We start from the raw sequence: 14,621 nt of genomic DNA, 5'->3' as shown, positions 1-14,621 counted from the left end.
ATCCGCAACGCTTCAACGCTTCATTGTAAGCCGACCAGTTCTTGGTCTTGTATTTCGTAGGGCCCCAACTGCTCATAGCCTCTAGTTATCATCCTGGATTCACAAGATGAATCCCCTCAGGCTATTTGTGCAACAAAGCCGATAGGAAATGTACTTGTTGGCGGTTTCGGGGTTTATTGCGCCGTCTGAAATGCGGGTAAGCCACCAAGCGCGGTATTTCTTCATGTCGGAGCGATCAATGTCTTCATAGGATTTGTCGCCAATTACCGAAATCAGATCATTGACGGCCCTTTCGCGCACGACTGTCCAGCGTTTTATTTGGGCGGAAGTTTTGTTTAGAAGCTTGTCTCCGGCTTGTTCAAAAATACTCCCGTTTGACGTCCAAAATCGATTGCTTGGGGATCGGGTGTGATCCGAGTACAGCCTGGACTTTGGGAGCGTCGGTTTGTGGGACCGAGTTGTGAAAAGTCGGAAGAGCTTCGAGGCGGTTGATTATGTCATGCAGCGGGCCCTTGGCCAGATCAGCGGCGGGCACATAGGAAAAGCCTTTCGTCGCTGCCAGACTAAGTGCGGATTTCCAAGCTGATGTCGCATCGCTGGATTGTCCTGCAAGTAGGGCATCCCAGTTTGCTTGGACTTCCTTTTCCACAGCGGCGGCCTTCTTGGCGGCCTCCAGCGCGTCTTTGGTGTGCAGACAGATCATTACGAACTGTCGGGGATCAACCGTCCTATATCGATTAGGGACCCATTTGCGAAAATAATATCCGCCCCGGTCCCAATAGTATGGGGCACGCTTCTTGGGCATTTTCCAGACCTTCGCCATCCTTTGATCGGCTGTGGTGGTGCAGAAAACTTACGGGATTCCTTACGGGATTTTCAACTCTTATCACCAAGGTGAAAATTGAATTTCTTATAAGTTATTGATGTTTAGTTCTTTTCACTTTCTGTTTGAGGAGAAAGTGGTGGGCGACCCTGGAATCGAACCAGGCGTGCGTCTCCGCGAGGGAGTTACAGTCCCCTGCCACACCTTGCGGCCTGTCGCCCACTGTCAGGTGAGTGTTGCACCTAACGTGAAGGCGTGATTACTAGCGCCACCGAGGGGCGTCAACAGAAAAAACGCAAGTTTTTTGCCCTGATCCAAAATTCCTTTTGCTGGAGAGATCGATGTCCAAGAAACCCACCAAGAAGCCCCAGTGGGTGATCGAAAAGGAGCAAAGTAAAAAGGCCGGCGGTGGCGAAACTGTCTGGCTTTTTGGTCTGCATGCGGTGCGTGATGCTCTGATGAACCCCAAGCGAGAAAAACTGCGCCTGATCGTGACCTTGAATGCACAAAATAAGCTGGAAGAGGCTATTGTAACAGCCGGGATCTCTCCGGAACTGGTGGAGCCGCGCAAGTTCAATGCGCCGCTTGATCCCAATTCGGTGCACCAGGGGGCTGCGCTGGAGGTGAGGCCGCTGAACTGGGGTTCGCTGTCGGAAAACTGCATTGGTGCCGAGGTGCCGCGGGTGATTCTGCTCGACCGGGTGACCGACCCGCATAATGTCGGAGCGATTTTGCGCTCCGCCGAAGTCTTTGGCGCCAGTGCAGTGATTGGCACTCGGCACCATTCAGCGCCGGAGACCGGGGCGCTGGCCAAAACCGCCAGCGGTGCTTTGGAGCGCCAGCCCTATCTGCGGATGCGCAATCTGGCCGATACCATCACCGAGCTGCAGAACATGGGCTATGTGGTGCTGGGGCTGGACGGCGAGGCGGAGCAGACCATTGAGAGCTGCCTGGAAGGGCGTAAGGATCTGCCGGTGGCGCTGGTCCTGGGGGCCGAGGGGCCAGGGCTGCGGCAGAAAACCAAGGAAACCGTTGATCATCTGGTGAAAATCGACGCAGCCGGTGGTTTTGGCTCGCTCAATGTCTCAAATGCGGCGGCGATTGCCCTATATGCATCTCTAGAGCGGTCTTAGGGGCCGAAAATCAGCGGACGGGGACAGCAATGGCGCAATATGGATCAAAGGGCGGCAAGATATTAAGCTGTTGTTATTGCGGTGTTCAGTCCAGTTTCCTGCCACGGGCGTCAAAACATGGCGCCGGGCTTTCGGCGCTGATCTGCAGCACCTGCGGCGCGCCCTTGGCGGCGCAAAAGGCGCGCCCCTTGGCGCCGGGGAAGGGGGCACGGCTGCCGCAAGAATTCTCCGCGAGCATGGCAGTGGCGCCGTCAAAACCAAAACCCAAGAAGAGCAAGAGTTCCAAAGCAAAACACCCATCGCAAAAGCCGCAGAAATCCAAGCCGCGCAAAAAACGCAAGAGCCTGTTTCAGAAGTTTGTCTCTGAGGCTGTGGATCTGGTGGAGGACATTTTTGAATGACTTGGGAACCAATGCCACCTGAGGGTTGCCTGTACCTTCAGTGATCACAATCACGTGCAGATCACATCTGCGTAACCTGTCTATGCAAAACTGACATTCTGCGTCAGGTTTAGCCCTGTTCTGAAACTCCAAACCGGAGGCTCAATTGAGTTTGCGCCACACTCTAGCGGCCCTGGCCGTTACCCTTTTTATTACCCCGCTGGCCGTGCGTGCGGATACGCCGATCTTTTCCACTGAGGACGGTCTGGCCCTAGGGGGCTATGATGTTGTGGCCTTTTTTGAAGACCAGAATGCCATTTCTGGGAGTGAAGAGTTTTCCCTGATGTGGAAAGGGGTTGTTTGGCGTTTTACCTCCTCTGGCAACCAGGCGCGTTTTGAGGCCAATCCGCGGGCCTATGCGCCGGTCTTTGGCGGCTACTGCGCCTATGCCATGTCGCAGGGCTATCTGGCCCCGGGAGATCCGCAGCTCTGGCTGATCGACAATGGGGAGCTGTATCTGCTGAACAATGATTCAGTGCGACAGATCTGGCAGGACGAGGCGCCGGACCTGTTGCGAGAGGCGCAGGGGAACTGGCCAGGCCTGCTACGCGACTGAGACTCTGCGCATCAGGACATGGCCCCGGAGGCGGGGTGCGGAAAGTTGTAAAATTTTGAAAAAAGAGGTTTTTGCATCTTTTTTTTTACTGTTGCCATCCTACATCTGTAAGGACTGCGGAGCGGAACCACCGTAGATCTTTTCACTGTCCCTCGTTCCACACCTTGCGCCCGGAGACCTTTGTCATCCGGGCGTTTTTTTGGCATACATCTCTGTATTTTGAGCCGGCAGTGACATAGGGCGGGTGCCATGTCGCCTTTGGGCTAGGCGGGGGCTTTGGCGCAGGCTAGACCATGGGATATGCCTGACTATAGCGACAGCCATTTGAAATCCATTTTGCAAGACTGCCGCAGCGTTGCGGTTGTCGGCGTTTCCATGAACCCGGTACGCCCCAGCTACTATGTGGCGCGGTACCTCAGCCTCAAGGGCTATAGGGTTATTCCGGTCAATCCCGGCCATGCGGGCAAGCGCCTGTTTGGAGAAACGGTGCAGCCCAGCCTCGCGGATATTTCCGAGCCGGTGGATATGGTGGATATCTTTCGCCGCTCAGATGCGGTGCCGCCGATTGTGGAGGAGGCGCTGGAACTGTTTCCGCAGCTGAAATGTATCTGGATGCAGATCGGGGTGGAACACGGCGAGGCCGCCGCCATGGCAGAGGCGCGCGGGGTGGATGTGGTGCAAAACCGCTGTCCCAAGATTGAGTATCAACGTCTTTTTGGTGAGCTGCGCATGGGCGGGTTTGCCACCGGCATCATCTCATCCAAGCTGTAGTCTTTTAGTCGAGGCGGAGCTCCCGCCCGTCTCGGAGGAATCAAAGATTGATCCTCTCCCGTTGGGCCCAGCCGGGCCCGCGGCCCGGCAAAAAGGCTTTGCTGAGAAGCGTTTGAGGAGCAGATCTGCCCTTCAAAGCGCCAGAGCATTTTTTTGAGTTTGCCGCCTCAAGAGTGAACCGCGCCACGGGCGCGGCCGCCGGAGCGGCCCTTGACCCGGCCAGAAGGAGCGTGCTGCGTGTCAGTCTTTGCGGCGGGAGGCTTTTTCATCCAGACCGCTGGTGTTCTGGCGTTTGGCCAGTTCAGCCAGCACATCATCCAGCGCCACATTGCGTGCGGCTAGCATGACCAGAAAATGATAGAGCGCATCGGCACCTTCCGAGGCCAGTTTCACCCGGTCGCCTTTGACCGCTTCGATGATGGCCTCAATGGCTTCTTCGCCAAATTTCTCGGCGCATTTTTCCGGACCCTTGGCCAGCAGTTTGGCGGTCCAGCTGCTTTTGGGATCGGCGGTTTTGCGGTGGATGATGGTTGCTTCGAGATCGTGTAGGAGGGTCATCTTACAAAGTTCTCCAATCTTTGGTCTTTCATGAGGATTGCGTCGACACAGGCCCAGAGTTCGGGCTCATAAGAGGAGCCACGTATGTCATTACGATCTAAGGGCGTGAAAGAATTTATGGTTTCTTGCTGTGCCGGCTCCCAGTCGAGAAGGCTGCATCCAGATTCAGGCTGGTAGTAGACAGAGATACGACATCCCCAGCGTGCCGTGGCCAGACCTCCATCACTCCAATCACCTGTGTAGACAATCATTATCAAAGGTGTTTCGGGATGTGCTGGTGACCATCTGGCATTGTACCAAGCGAGATCCTGTGTCTCTGACAGAATATAGCCAGTGATCTCAGTCGTGGTCGAGTTGCAGCAGTCACAGGGGCTATGCGTACAGTCGGCCTCTTCGATTTTTAGGGACTGCCAGTCCACTAGTTGAGCCTCATGGGAATGCCTGCGGCGGCCATATGTTCCTTGGCCTCCTGGATGGAAAACTCGCCAAAGTGAAAGATTGACGCGGCCAGCACCGCAGAGGCGCCGCCCTTGGTGACGCCTTCGACCAGGTGATCCAATGTGCCCACGCCGCCCGAGGCGATCACTGGCACATTGACGGCGTCAGAGATGGCGCGGGTCAGGGGTAGGTTGAAGCCGGATTTGGTGCCGTCGCGGTCCATCGAGGTGAGCAGGATCTCTCCGGCGCCCTTGGCCACCACGGTGCGGGCGAATTCTACCGCATCGATGCCGGTTTCGCGGCGGCCACCATGGGTGAAGATCTCCCATTTGCCGGGACTTACAGTTTTGGCGTCGATGGCGCAGACGATGCATTGGCTGCCAAACTGATCGGCGGCTTCGGCGATGACATCCGGGTTGGCCACGGCGGCGGAGTTGAAGGAGACCTTATCGGCCCCGGCCAGCAAGAGCGCGCGCACGTCTTCGCGCGTACGCACGCCACCGCCGACAGTGAGCGGCACAAAGCATTGTTCGGCGGTGCGGCGCACCACGTCGAACATAGTGCCGCGGTTTTCATGGGTGGCATGGATGTCGAGGAAGGTGATCTCATCCGCGCCGGCGGCGTCATAGGCCTTGGCCGATTCCACCGGGTCGCCGGCATCACGCAGGCCAACAAAATTGACGCCTTTGACCACACGGCCATCAGCCACGTCGAGGCAGGGAATGATGCGGGTTTTCAGCACGTCAGGACTTCCTTTTGCGGAGTTTGCGGATCAATGCCACGAGGCCCCATAAAACACCAGCGACAAGCACAATGGGACCCAAGAGAAATGGCGCCCAGACGACAAAAACCCCCGTGCCGTAGTTGGTTCCAGCAAGATCAATCCCGGCCAGGCTGCAGGGGGTGCTATAGGCGGCATCAAAACCACAGCCAAGCCCATGGTTCAGACCCAACAAGGCCAGCAGGCTGAATATCCACAATGCCAGCGGGCCTAGGGTGAGGATGGCAAAAAGACGGTTGATCATGCGCGGCTTAAAGCATTGCGCACGATCAGGACATGAAAGGGCATGATGAGGCGCAGGTAAAAGCGGCCAAAGCGGTTCTTGGTCCGCACCCAGGTTGCAAAGTAGAGCATGCCGTCTTGACGCAGCACCGAGATGCGAAAATCCAGGTGGCTGTCGTCGATGCCAAGGATCAGCTCATCCTCAGAGCGGGTGACCAACGGAAAGATCCCCACCCGGTTGGGGGAGGTGATTTCGGTGTTGAGCCCAAAGGGTGCAACCAGCAGATTGCGCAGCCGCATCAAGGCAGAGACCCAGGCAGGGAACTTGAAGGCCCGCGCGGCGGCTTCCTCCAGCGGGCGGCTGCTGGGTTTGGCATAGCAATCGACAAAATCATCACCGTGCACACCAGCAGGCTGCTGAAACAGCAAACTGGAGTGGGGCAGCGATGTTGCGGTGACTTTGCCCATGGCGGATCAGCCCTTCATCACGGTGAGGGCTTCGGCCAGATCAATGGCGCCATCATAAAGCGCGCGGCCTGAAATGGCACCATTCAAGGGCGCACCGCAGGATTTCAGCGCCCGCAGATCGTCGAGCGAGGACACACCACCTGAGGCAATCACCGGGATCGACACCGCATTGCCAAGCGCGGCTGTGGCTTCGACATTGGGGCCCTTCATGGCGCCATCGCGCATGATGTCGGTATAGATAATGGCGGCAACACCAGCATCCTCAAAGGATTTTGCCAGATCGGTGACCATGACATCGGTCTCTTCCGCCCAGCCCTTGGTGGCGACGCGGCCATTGCGGGCATCAATGCCGACGGCAACCTTGCCGGGGAATTCGCGGGCGGCTTGGCGCACCAGGTCAGGGTTTTCCACCGCAACCGTGCCGAGGATGACCCGTGCCAGCCCCTTGTCGATCCAGTTCTCGATGGTCTTCATGTCGCGGATACCGCCGCCAAGCTGAGCGGGCACCTTGCATTGCTTCAGGATTTCCTCGACCGGGGCAGCATTCACTGGCGCGCCGGCAAAGGCGCCGTTGAGGTCTACCAGATGCAGCCAGTCGCAACCCGCTTCGACAAACTCCAGGGCCTGGGCGGCGGGGTTGTCGTTGAACACGGTGGTCTTGTCCATGTCGCCATGCAGCAGGCGTACGGCTTGGCCGTCTTTGAGGTCAATTGCAGGGTAGAGGATCATGTATGCAGCCTTTGTCATCCGGTTTGCGGCCAGGGGAGCTGGCCTTACCTGTTGAGCGGTGTTTTGCACGGGCTGGGACTGAATTGCAACGCGACCCAAAGTCAGCCTTGCCTGAAAAGCCCCCGATGCGTCACTGTGGTTGCAAAACTGTGCAGAAATTCTGTGACACTGCTGCGCAGCAATGGACATAACAAAGGGAGAGATGAAATGAAGAAGTTTTTGGCAACCGCTCTGGCGACCACTCTGGCGGCGCTGACCCTGGCGGGTGCGGCCTCTGCTGACCCGATCCTCGGCACTTGGAAAACCCAGCCGGATGATGGGTCCTATGCCCATATCGACATGGCCCCCTGTGGTGCTGCGATCTGCGGGAAGATTGCCCGCACCTTTAATGACGCGGGCGAGTATAGCTCTCCCAATATCGGTAAAACCCTGGTGATCGACATGGTGGCACAGGGAGACGGCTATTACACTGGCGAAGTCTGGCGCCCGTCGAATGACAAGATCTACACCGGAAAGATGGATCTGAGCGGCAATTCCCTGGCGCTGCGCGGCTGCGTGGCTGGTGGGCTGATCTGCTCAAAGCAGACCTGGACACGGGTTAAATAAAGCGCGGCTTTTGGATATGACAGGCTCTGGGGCTGTTACAGCAGCCCCAGCTGCACCGGGATCGGCACAAAGCCGCGTTTGACCTGGGCCTCGCGTAGGGCTTCAAAACTCTGCAGCGCCTCGCCGTGCTGGTGGTAATAGGCGCGGATCTGCTGGCCACCTGGCGCGCCGATTGGCCCTTTGGCCTGTTCCAGGCACCATTCCCCAAACAATGTCTGGCTCAGCCGCAACACGCAGTAGCGGTGGCGGCCCTCGACATAGTCAAATTTTTCAAGTCGGGTCAGCACGTGAGGGGTCTTGGCCTGTGGTTTGCGGGAGCCTCTCTATGCCCGCAAAGGCGCTTGCTGTCCATTGTCTGCAATGCGTCAGCTGGGCAAGAAAAGCCGCCACCCGCAAAAATGAGAGGGTGACGGCCTTGGCCTGCAAAGTCCGTGAGTGATGGCAGGCTATTCAGAGGCGGTCCGGTTCAGACTGTGCCGGTATATTCGCCGCGGGCGGGGTAGTCATTGGCGATGGCAAAGTCCAACGCACCCACCAGTTCAGAGAAATGCGGCCGCACAAAGGGCATGGTCTGGGTCGAGCCGTAGTAGAGCGTCTGTTCTGGTGTCACCATGAACAGGCCGGGCTCGGAGAAGAGAGCAGGCTCTTCGATACCGATGGAGGTCTTGCCGCGTGAGGTAGAGATGTAAAGCCCCCAGGATTTGGCAACATCCAGCGGCAGGTCATAGGCAAAACGCAGGTCGCTGGCTTCGATCTTGTCGGCCATGGCCTGGGTACGCTCTTCTCCATCCGAGGAGACCGCCACACAATTGACGCCACGCTCGGCAAAGTCAGCGACGCGCTTTTCCAGTTCTTTCAGGTAATTGGCGCAGATGGGGCAATGCAGCCCGCGATAAAAGCAGATCACGGTGCCGCGGCTGCCGGTTTCAGAGGCGAGATCAAATTCACCTCCACCGAGCAGGGGAAGAGTGAGTTCAGGGGTTTTTTGGCGCGGGATCAGCATTTTTTGCTCCAGTTTGATGGGAGGTAAGTTTTGACTACCTGCTATATGTCAGGTGTTTGCATCTTGAAAATCCGAAAAATCAAACCTAAAATCCGATAACACTTCATTCTTTTGTTGGGGAAGGGAAGGGGGAGAAGGAGCGTAGAAGATGGACAGACTAACAACCCTGATGGAACGGTTTCAGCTCTCGGTATCTCCGGCCTCAGCGGGGGAGGCAAATCTACTGGCCCTGGGCGAGCAGGGAAAGGCGACCTGTTTGGTATTTTTTCCGCGTGGTGAGGCCCAGCCGGTTGGCGACAAGCAGATCCTGCTGAGCGTCAAGGTGGACTGGGTGGCGGGACACAACCCTTTGATGGCGGCGCTGCCATTGAGTGTTCATTTTGATCTGACGGAAAATGCTGAAACGCGGGATCTGGTGCAGCTGATGCTGGCTGAAAGCGCAGGCCGACGCTGTGGGGCGCAATCGGTGGTCAACCGCTTGGGTGAAGTGTTGATGGTGCGGCTGCTGCGCGGGCAGATCGAGGCTGGTGCAACCGAGTCGGGGCTTCTGGCCGGGCTGGCAGATCCACGGCTCAGCCGCGCTATTGTCGCCCTGCATGACCACCCCGGACGGGTCTGGAGCAATGGGGATCTGGCTGCGGAGGCTGGCCTGTCGCAGTCGAGGTTTTCCGAACTTTTTGCCTCTGAGGTTGGTGAGACCCCCATGGGGTATCTCCGGCGCTGGCGCCTGACCCTGGCGCATCAGGATCTGGCGCGCGGCGACCGGGTTGAGGCGGTTGCGCGGCGCTATGCCTATGTCTCACCAGAAGGGTTTACCCGCGCCTTTCGCAAAGCCTATGGGGTGGCACCGGTCAGCCTGCGAGGGCGCTGAACTGATCCGCGGCAGAACGCGAGGGGCACCGCCGCGGGCCGAGGTCGTTATTTGAATATTTTTGGAAAGATGATGCAGGGCGGGGAGCCCAGGCCGCGGCCTGGGCGCGCTGAGGCTCAAGGGGTCCAGCGCAGGAAGTTGCCGATCATTCGCAGCCCGATGTCCTGGCTTTTTTCCGGGTGGAACTGCATGCCCAGCATGGTGTCGCGGCCAATCACTGCCGTTACGTCGCCGCCGTAATCCACATGGGCCAGGCGTTCGGCGTTTAGCTTGGCGCGAAAATGGTAGGAATGTACAAAATAGACGTGATCGCCGGAGGCAATGCCGTCAAATACCGGATGCGGGTCGTCGATGATGAGATCGTTCCAGCCCATATGCGGGACTTTCAGCGTGGGATCGCTGGGGGCGATTTTCACTACGTCGCCTGCAACCCAATCGAGCCCTGGCGTGTCGCTGTATTCATGACCCGTTGTGGCCATCAACTGCATGCCGACGCAGATCCCGAGGAATGGGCGGCCCTTTTGTTCCACGGCCTCCACCATGGCCTCATAGATGCCCTTGTGTCCGCGCAGCTCCGCGGCGCAGGCGGGAAAGGCGCCATCGCCGGGCAGGACCAGGCGGTCCGCTCTGGCCACCACATCGGCATCCGAGGTGACGACAACCTCGCCAGCATCCATTTCCTGTGCCATCCGCTGAAAGGCCTTTTCGGCAGAGTGGAGGTTGCCGGATTCATAGTCGATGATGGCTGTCAGCATTGAGAGGGGCGCTTTCCTGAGGGTATGCCTAAGAAGGGGTTGGGTGAGACCTCCCCTGATTTGGGCAAAAGGTCAAGGCCGGGGCGCTGGGCTTGGTCACATTGGCGCGGGGGGCCTGCCGATGTCGCGCAAGAGTGCCATCACCGGGGCAAAGAGCCAGTGGTGGTCGGGCGTGCCGTCATCGGCGCCAAAGGTGCCTGCCAGAAACAGATGGGCAAAGCCGTGGATCAGCGACCAGACCTGGGTTTCCACCACCAGCGGGTCGCCGCCCTGGGGCACAAAGGGCGCGCAGGTTTCGCGCAGCACACCATAGGCGGACACATCGCCCACCTTCAGGTCCTCTTCAAACTGTGCCATCGGGCCGCAGCTGAAGATCAACGTATAGAGGGCGGGGTTTTCAATGGCAAAATCCAGGTATCCTCGGCACAGGGACAGGATGCGGCCCTTGGGGTCCTGGGCCCCTGCGGCGCGGGCCTGCAGCAGTTGCTGGCGAAACCGGGCAAACCCCTCTTTGGCGATGGCGGCACGCAGTCCCGCGACACCGTCAAAATGATGTGCTGGTGCCGCATGAGACACGCCTGCCCGGGCAGCGCAGCGGCGCAGGGTCAGCGACTCCAGGCCGGATTCGGTGAGAATTTCGATGCCGCTTTGCACCAAGGCTGCCCGTAGATCCCCGTGGTGATGTGGTTTTTTTTCAGTGTGATCAGCCATTTGACGGGGAGAATATCAGGCAACTTGACAGTGTCAATTCACTCTGATTTTTACAGTGTAAAGTTTACAGTGTAAAGTTGGAGGAAAAATGCCGTTTTCTAGAATCCTGTCACCTCTGCGCCTTGGCGCATTCTGGGTGTTCTGTTTTTTGATCGCCCTAGCGTCCTGGCGGTTTTTAATCCTGGGGGTGGAGGCCTCCATGTCCTTTGTCGCCTATCACGCAGCTGAACGCCCCTTATGGTTCTATGCCCATGTTGGACTGGCTCCGGTGGCCCTGGCGCTGATGCCCTTTCAGTTCTGGACAGGGCTGCGGCAGCGCCGTCCTCTGGTGCATCGCTGGATTGGGCGCAGCTATGGTCTGGCCATATTGCTTTCGGGCCTTGGCGGTTTGATGATGGCACTTGGCTCCACATCTGGGGTGGTGGCCGCCACGGGGTTTGGGCTTTTGGCGATCCTGTGGCTGGGAACAACGGGCCGCGGCATCTGGCTGGCCATGCAGGGGCGGATTGGCGAACACCGGCTGTGGATGATCCGATCCGGGGCGCTGACCTTTGCGGCTGTGACCCTGCGGCTTTACCTGCCTGTGCTGTTTGCGACTATGGGCGAAGAGGCGGGCTATACGCTGGTGGCCTGGGCCTGTTGGGTGCCCAATATGGTTGTGGCTGAGTGGCTGATCCGGCGCAAAAGCAAAAGCCCGGTTGGACAACCGGCCTGATCTCGGACGTTTTCAGCCAGACAGTTGGAGCGGCTAGAGCGCCCCTTTGGTGGAGGGGATGGCGTCGGATTTGCGCGGATCGGTTTCCACCGCAAGGCGCAGGGCGCGGGCCACGGCCTTAAAGGCGGCCTCAACGATATGGTGGCTGTTAAAGCCGTGCAGCTGGTCGATATGCAGGGTGATGCCGCCCTGCGTGGCAAAGGCAGTAAAGAACTCACGCACCAGCTCGGTGTCAAAACTGCCGATCTTTTGCGTTGGGATTTCGACGTTCCAGACCAGATAGGGCCGTGCAGACAGATCCAGCGCACAGCGCACCAGGGCGTCATCCATCGGCAAGTGGCATTCACCGTAGCGGCGGATGCCTTTCTTGTCGCCAAGCGCCTGCGCCAGCGCCTGGCCCAGGGCAATGCCGGTGTCTTCGACGGTGTGGTGATCGTCGATGTGATAATCGCCCTCGGCGCGAATGGTCATATCGATCAGAGAATGACGCGCCAGCTGGTCCAGCATGTGGTCAAAAAAGCCAACCCCGGTCTGGTTGTCATAAGACCCGGACCCGTCGAGATTGATCTCGACCGTGATTTTGGTTTCGGCGGTCTGGCGGCTGATCGTGGCGCTACGCATGAGGTTATTCCTTGCTGTCTGCGCGGCACTTATAGGGCGGGCAGGGGGCTTGGCTCAAGGCCCTTGCCGCATAATCGCTGTGCTCTGTTGCTCAGATTGGCTGCTCCCATTGCGCCTGGCGGCTGCGCGTGCCAGCTTGGGGCCTAAATCACCCGTCAAAAGACCAAAGGGACGCCCCATGTCGACCTGTGTTTTCATCCAGATCCGTTGCAAACCCGGTACCACCTATAAGGTGGCCGAAGAGATTGCCCTGCGCGAAATTCATTCTGAGCTCTATTCCACCAGCGGCGAATATGATCTCTTGATGAAGCTATATATTCCCAGCGATGCCGACGTTGGAAAATACATCAACGACCACTTGCTGGTGATCCCCAATATCGAACGTTCGCTTACCACCATGACCTTCAAGGTTTTTTGAACGAACGCGAACCAAGTTGGAAAACAAAAAACGCCCCGGAAAACTTCCGGGGCGTTTCGTTTTGACGAACAGTGCCTGGGCTTAGCTGTGCAGCAGACCTTCGGCCTTGAGGCTGTCGTAGCTGCTATCAAGCGCGGTTTTGACACGGGCGAGCATGTCATCGACTTCTGCCTTGGTGATGATCAGCGGAGGGCAGAAGGCCAGGGCATTGCCGGCAACGGCGCGCAGGATGACGCCATTGTCCTGACAGGCCTTCACGGCTGCCGCGCCACCTTTGCCACCGGCAATGGTCTCCCCTGTGGTCTTGTTGGAGACCAGCTCCAGCGCTGCGATCAGCCCCTTGCCGCGGACCTCGCCTACCAACGGGTGATCGGTGAAGATACGGCGCAGCTCTGCCTGCATATGGGCTCCCACCTCGGCGGCATGATCAAACAGATTGTCGCGCTCATAGATCTCCAGGGTTTTCAAGGCGGCGGCGCAGGCGGCGGGGTGGCCGGAATAGGTGTAGCCATGGCCAAAGACGCCAACCTCATTTGAGGGGGCGACCATTTCCTTATACATCCAGCCTGGAATAACGCTGGCAGAGATCGGGAAATAGGCCGACGACAGCTGTTTGGCGAAGGTCATCAGATCCGGTTTGATGCCCATGGTGGTGCAGCCAAAATCGGCGCCAGTGCGGCCAAAGCCGGTGATCACCTCATCCGCCCAGACCAGAATGCCGTGTTTGCGCAGCAGGGTCTGCAGTTTCTTATAATAGCCTTCGGGGGGTACGATCACGCCCGAGGCGCCGGTGATGGGTTCGACGATCATTGCGGCAATAGTATCGGGGTCCTCGGCGAGGATTTGATCTTCAAGGTTTTGCAGGATGCGGTCGACAAACTGCGCCTCGGTCTCATTGCCCTTGCGGCCAGTGTAGTAGTGCGGCGCATCGGTGCGCAGAATGCTCAGGGCCTCTACGGGCGCGTCAAAATGCGCCAGATTGGCAGGCAGCGAGGTCAATGAGCCCGCCGCCACGGTGACACCGTGATAGCCGCGCTCGCGGGTGATGATCTTGCGCTTTTGCGGTTTGCCGATGGCATTGAAGTAGTAGCGCAGCATCTTGTAATGGCTGTCATTGGCATCAGAACCGGAGTTGCCAAAGAAAATATAGGCGTCTTCAACCGGCACCATGGCCGCGAGTTTTTCTGCCAGATCGATTAGCGGCTGATGGGTCTTGCCGCCAAAAGTATGGGTAAAGGGCAGCTTGTTCAGCTGTGCGCTGATGGCCTCGATCACTTCCTTGTTGTCATAGCCCAAAGAGGTGCACCAGAGCCCGGCCAGACCCTCGATGTACTTGTTGCCTTTGTCGTCAAAGACATAGATGCCTTCGCCGCGTTCCAGACACATCTGTTCGGTCGCTGTGAGGTTTGTTGTAGGGTAAACGACTGGGGCCATTGCTGAATTCCTCCAATGGGGCACATGCCTGCGGGGCATGGGCGAAGACAATCAACAGGTGCTGTGCCTAGGCTATGGCTACACCGTTGCGGCTAGCTTTGTCCTGTTTTGCGGTAGAGGTCAAAGGAATTTGATCAAAAGTTTTGGGTGTCGGGGGAAGCCGAGGGCGGGATAGGTGGTACGCTTTTGTTTTGAAACAAAAAAGGCCGCCGATGCGATGTGCATCCAGCGGCCTGTTTGGTCCAGATGGAGCGGGCGAGGCGATTCGAACGCCCGACCCTAACCTTGGCAAGGTTATGCTCTACCCCTGAGCTACGCCCGCGCTACATTTGGTGAGGCGGTGTTTAGGAAATCCCCGTCAGAGCCGCAAGGGTAAAATGCGCCGGATCTGAGAGAATTTTGCAGCGGGTGTGTGGAGGAAGCTGACGGGGCAAAAACAAAAAAGGCCGCCGATGCGATGCGCATCCAGCGGCCTGTTTGGTCCAAATGGAGCGGGCGAGGCGATTCGAACGCCCGACCCTAACCTTGGCAAGGTTATGCTCTACCCCTGAGCTACGCCCGCGCTACA

General features: G+C 58.1%; 20 protein-coding genes and 3 tRNA genes. 8 read left to right on the top strand and 15 right to left on the bottom strand.

The genetic code is table 11. The features are described from left to right. Positions 1-358: 358 nt before the first annotated feature. Together ABJP42_RS08480 and ABJP42_RS08475 are read right to left on the bottom strand one after the other, a co-directional pair. The gene (locus tag ABJP42_RS08480; protein ID WP_348339894.1) at positions 359-805 is read right to left on the bottom strand and encodes a DUF6538 domain-containing protein; all 447 of its coding nucleotides are present in this window, start codon (positions 803-805) and stop codon (positions 359-361) included. 155 nt (positions 806-960) lie between these two features. Next, positions 961-1,044: transfer RNA gene (locus ABJP42_RS08475), tRNA-Tyr, on the bottom strand. Between the two features lie 120 nt (positions 1,045-1,164). On the opposite strand from ABJP42_RS08475, the gene rlmB reads away from it, so the two are divergent. The 4 genes from rlmB (at position 1,165) to ABJP42_RS08455 (ending at position 3,723) form a co-directional block, all read left to right on the top strand. After that, on the top strand, positions 1,165-1,956 hold the full coding sequence (gene rlmB, locus ABJP42_RS08470) for a 23S rRNA (guanosine(2251)-2'-O)-methyltransferase RlmB (RefSeq protein ID WP_348339892.1): 792 nt from the start codon (positions 1,165-1,167) through the stop codon (positions 1,954-1,956). 29 nt (positions 1,957-1,985) lie between these two features. Next, on the top strand, positions 1,986-2,357 hold the full coding sequence (locus tag ABJP42_RS08465) for a hypothetical protein (RefSeq protein WP_348339891.1): 372 nt from the start codon (positions 1,986-1,988) through the stop codon (positions 2,355-2,357). A 145-nt stretch (positions 2,358-2,502) separates the two neighbouring features. Further along, positions 2,503-2,952: a YHS domain-containing (seleno)protein gene (locus tag ABJP42_RS08460; RefSeq protein WP_348339890.1), complete on the top strand. Its 450-nt coding sequence runs from the start codon at positions 2,503-2,505 to the stop codon at positions 2,950-2,952. Between the two features lie 300 nt (positions 2,953-3,252). Then, positions 3,253-3,723: a CoA-binding protein gene (locus ABJP42_RS08455; RefSeq protein WP_348339889.1), complete on the top strand. Its 471-nt coding sequence runs from the start codon at positions 3,253-3,255 to the stop codon at positions 3,721-3,723. Between the two features lie 240 nt (positions 3,724-3,963). Here ABJP42_RS08455 and ABJP42_RS08450 read toward each other — a convergent pair whose 3' ends face one another. The 5 genes from ABJP42_RS08450 to hisA all read right to left on the bottom strand — a co-directional run bounded on the left by ABJP42_RS08450 (position 3,964) and on the right by hisA (position 6,919). Next, positions 3,964-4,281 (bottom strand): phosphoribosyl-ATP diphosphatase, encoded by a 318-nt coding sequence (locus ABJP42_RS08450; protein WP_348339888.1) that lies wholly within the window; start codon positions 4,279-4,281, stop codon positions 3,964-3,966. A 418-nt stretch (positions 4,282-4,699) separates the two neighbouring features. Beyond that, the gene (gene hisF / locus ABJP42_RS08445) at positions 4,700-5,461 is read right to left on the bottom strand and encodes an imidazole glycerol phosphate synthase subunit HisF (RefSeq protein WP_348339887.1); all 762 of its coding nucleotides are present in this window, start codon (positions 5,459-5,461) and stop codon (positions 4,700-4,702) included. A gap of 1 nt (position 5,462) precedes the next feature. Next, on the bottom strand, positions 5,463-5,744 hold the full coding sequence (locus tag ABJP42_RS08440; protein WP_348339886.1) for a hypothetical protein: 282 nt from the start codon (positions 5,742-5,744) through the stop codon (positions 5,463-5,465). Continuing rightward, positions 5,741-6,190, bottom strand: a complete 450-nt coding sequence (locus ABJP42_RS08435) for a DUF2867 domain-containing protein (RefSeq protein ID WP_348339885.1) — start codon at positions 6,188-6,190, stop codon at positions 5,741-5,743. The genes ABJP42_RS08440 and ABJP42_RS08435 overlap by 4 nt, the downstream gene beginning before the upstream one ends. Positions 6,191-6,196: 6 nt before the next feature. Continuing rightward, entirely contained in the window at positions 6,197-6,919 is a 723-nt protein-coding gene (hisA, locus tag ABJP42_RS08430; protein WP_348339893.1) for a 1-(5-phosphoribosyl)-5-[(5-phosphoribosylamino)methylideneamino]imidazole-4-carboxamide isomerase, read from the bottom strand. A gap of 207 nt (positions 6,920-7,126) precedes the next feature. Here hisA and ABJP42_RS08425 point away from each other — a divergent pair, with 207 nt between their 5' ends. Beyond that, positions 7,127-7,525 carry a DUF2147 domain-containing protein gene (locus tag ABJP42_RS08425; protein ID WP_348339884.1) on the top strand — a complete coding sequence of 133 codons (399 nt, stop codon included), beginning with the start codon at positions 7,127-7,129 and terminating at the stop codon, positions 7,523-7,525. 35 nt (positions 7,526-7,560) lie between these two features. On the opposite strand, the gene ABJP42_RS08420 is transcribed toward ABJP42_RS08425, so the two are convergent. Continuing rightward, positions 7,561-7,812, bottom strand: a complete 252-nt coding sequence (locus ABJP42_RS08420; protein WP_348339883.1) for a WGR domain-containing protein — start codon at positions 7,810-7,812, stop codon at positions 7,561-7,563. Between the two features lie 179 nt (positions 7,813-7,991). Next, a complete protein-coding gene (locus tag ABJP42_RS08415) occupies positions 7,992-8,528 on the bottom strand; it encodes a peroxiredoxin-like family protein (RefSeq protein WP_348339882.1) in 537 nt (178 codons plus the stop codon). 148 nt (positions 8,529-8,676) lie between these two features. On the opposite strand from ABJP42_RS08415, the gene ABJP42_RS08410 reads away from it, so the two are divergent. Beyond that, positions 8,677-9,399, top strand: a complete 723-nt coding sequence (locus tag ABJP42_RS08410; protein WP_348339881.1) for an AraC family transcriptional regulator — start codon at positions 8,677-8,679, stop codon at positions 9,397-9,399. Positions 9,400-9,515: 116 nt separating this feature from the next. Here ABJP42_RS08410 and hisH read toward each other — a convergent pair whose 3' ends face one another. Both hisH and ABJP42_RS08400 read right to left on the bottom strand, forming a co-directional pair. Continuing rightward, positions 9,516-10,154: an imidazole glycerol phosphate synthase subunit HisH gene (gene hisH, locus ABJP42_RS08405; RefSeq protein WP_348339880.1), complete on the bottom strand. Its 639-nt coding sequence runs from the start codon at positions 10,152-10,154 to the stop codon at positions 9,516-9,518. Positions 10,155-10,250: 96 nt separating this feature from the next. Continuing rightward, positions 10,251-10,865, bottom strand: a complete 615-nt coding sequence (locus ABJP42_RS08400) for a TetR/AcrR family transcriptional regulator (RefSeq protein ID WP_348339879.1) — start codon at positions 10,863-10,865, stop codon at positions 10,251-10,253. Between the two features lie 88 nt (positions 10,866-10,953). Between ABJP42_RS08400 and ABJP42_RS08395 the strand changes: the two genes are divergently transcribed. Further along, on the top strand, positions 10,954-11,580 hold the full coding sequence (locus tag ABJP42_RS08395; protein WP_348339878.1) for a DUF2306 domain-containing protein: 627 nt from the start codon (positions 10,954-10,956) through the stop codon (positions 11,578-11,580). Positions 11,581-11,613: 33 nt separating this feature from the next. Here the strand turns inward: ABJP42_RS08395 and hisB are convergent, their stop codons facing one another. Beyond that, positions 11,614-12,201: an imidazoleglycerol-phosphate dehydratase HisB gene (hisB, locus tag ABJP42_RS08390; protein WP_348339877.1), complete on the bottom strand. Its 588-nt coding sequence runs from the start codon at positions 12,199-12,201 to the stop codon at positions 11,614-11,616. A gap of 178 nt (positions 12,202-12,379) precedes the next feature. On the opposite strand from hisB, the gene ABJP42_RS08385 reads away from it, so the two are divergent. Then, on the top strand, positions 12,380-12,619 hold the full coding sequence (locus ABJP42_RS08385) for an Lrp/AsnC family transcriptional regulator (RefSeq protein ID WP_348339876.1): 240 nt from the start codon (positions 12,380-12,382) through the stop codon (positions 12,617-12,619). 81 nt (positions 12,620-12,700) lie between these two features. Here ABJP42_RS08385 and ABJP42_RS08380 read toward each other — a convergent pair whose 3' ends face one another. The 3 genes from ABJP42_RS08380 to ABJP42_RS08370 form a co-directional block, all read right to left on the bottom strand. Further along, the gene (locus ABJP42_RS08380) at positions 12,701-14,053 is read right to left on the bottom strand and encodes an aminotransferase (protein ID WP_348339875.1); all 1,353 of its coding nucleotides are present in this window, start codon (positions 14,051-14,053) and stop codon (positions 12,701-12,703) included. A gap of 247 nt (positions 14,054-14,300) precedes the next feature. After that, positions 14,301-14,375: transfer RNA gene (locus ABJP42_RS08375), tRNA-Gly, on the bottom strand. Positions 14,376-14,540: 165 nt separating this feature from the next. Then, positions 14,541-14,615: transfer RNA gene (locus tag ABJP42_RS08370), tRNA-Gly, on the bottom strand. Positions 14,616-14,621: the final 6 nt, after the last annotated feature.

It is taken from the genome of Pseudophaeobacter sp., from assembly GCF_039971195.1.
In the GTDB taxonomy this organism is placed as follows: domain Bacteria; phylum Pseudomonadota; class Alphaproteobacteria; order Rhodobacterales; family Rhodobacteraceae; genus Pseudophaeobacter.
The sequence above is the reverse complement of the archived record's forward strand: the minus strand, read 5'-3'. Positions and strand labels throughout refer to the sequence as shown.

Excerpts from the sequence above, each read along its gene's own strand:
- hisB (WP_348339877.1), bottom strand. The coding sequence starts at position 12,201 with ATGCGTAGCGCCACGATCAGCCGCCAGACCGCCGAAACCAAAATCACG.
- ABJP42_RS08380 (WP_348339875.1), bottom strand. The coding sequence starts at position 14,053 with ATGGCCCCAGTCGTTTACCCTACAACAAACCTCACAGCGACCGAACAG.
- hisH (WP_348339880.1), bottom strand. The coding sequence starts at position 10,154 with ATGCTGACAGCCATCATCGACTATGAATCCGGCAACCTCCACTCTGCC.
- hisA (WP_348339893.1), bottom strand. The coding sequence starts at position 6,919 with ATGATCCTCTACCCTGCAATTGACCTCAAAGACGGCCAAGCCGTACGC.
- ABJP42_RS08395 (WP_348339878.1), top strand. The coding sequence starts at position 10,954 with ATGCCGTTTTCTAGAATCCTGTCACCTCTGCGCCTTGGCGCATTCTGG.
- ABJP42_RS08385 (WP_348339876.1), top strand. The coding sequence starts at position 12,380 with ATGTCGACCTGTGTTTTCATCCAGATCCGTTGCAAACCCGGTACCACC.
- rlmB (WP_348339892.1), top strand. The coding sequence starts at position 1,165 with ATGTCCAAGAAACCCACCAAGAAGCCCCAGTGGGTGATCGAAAAGGAG.
- ABJP42_RS08400 (WP_348339879.1), bottom strand. The coding sequence starts at position 10,865 with ATGGCTGATCACACTGAAAAAAAACCACATCACCACGGGGATCTACGG.
- ABJP42_RS08435 (WP_348339885.1), bottom strand. The coding sequence starts at position 6,190 with ATGGGCAAAGTCACCGCAACATCGCTGCCCCACTCCAGTTTGCTGTTT.
- ABJP42_RS08440 (WP_348339886.1), bottom strand. The coding sequence starts at position 5,744 with ATGATCAACCGTCTTTTTGCCATCCTCACCCTAGGCCCGCTGGCATTG.
- ABJP42_RS08480 (WP_348339894.1), bottom strand. The coding sequence starts at position 805 with ATGCCCAAGAAGCGTGCCCCATACTATTGGGACCGGGGCGGATATTAT.
- ABJP42_RS08415 (WP_348339882.1), bottom strand. The coding sequence starts at position 8,528 with ATGCTGATCCCGCGCCAAAAAACCCCTGAACTCACTCTTCCCCTGCTC.
- ABJP42_RS08450 (WP_348339888.1), bottom strand. The coding sequence starts at position 4,281 with ATGACCCTCCTACACGATCTCGAAGCAACCATCATCCACCGCAAAACC.
- ABJP42_RS08465 (WP_348339891.1), top strand. The coding sequence starts at position 1,986 with ATGGCGCAATATGGATCAAAGGGCGGCAAGATATTAAGCTGTTGTTAT.
- ABJP42_RS08425 (WP_348339884.1), top strand. The coding sequence starts at position 7,127 with ATGAAGAAGTTTTTGGCAACCGCTCTGGCGACCACTCTGGCGGCGCTG.
- ABJP42_RS08410 (WP_348339881.1), top strand. The coding sequence starts at position 8,677 with ATGGACAGACTAACAACCCTGATGGAACGGTTTCAGCTCTCGGTATCT.
- ABJP42_RS08455 (WP_348339889.1), top strand. The coding sequence starts at position 3,253 with ATGCCTGACTATAGCGACAGCCATTTGAAATCCATTTTGCAAGACTGC.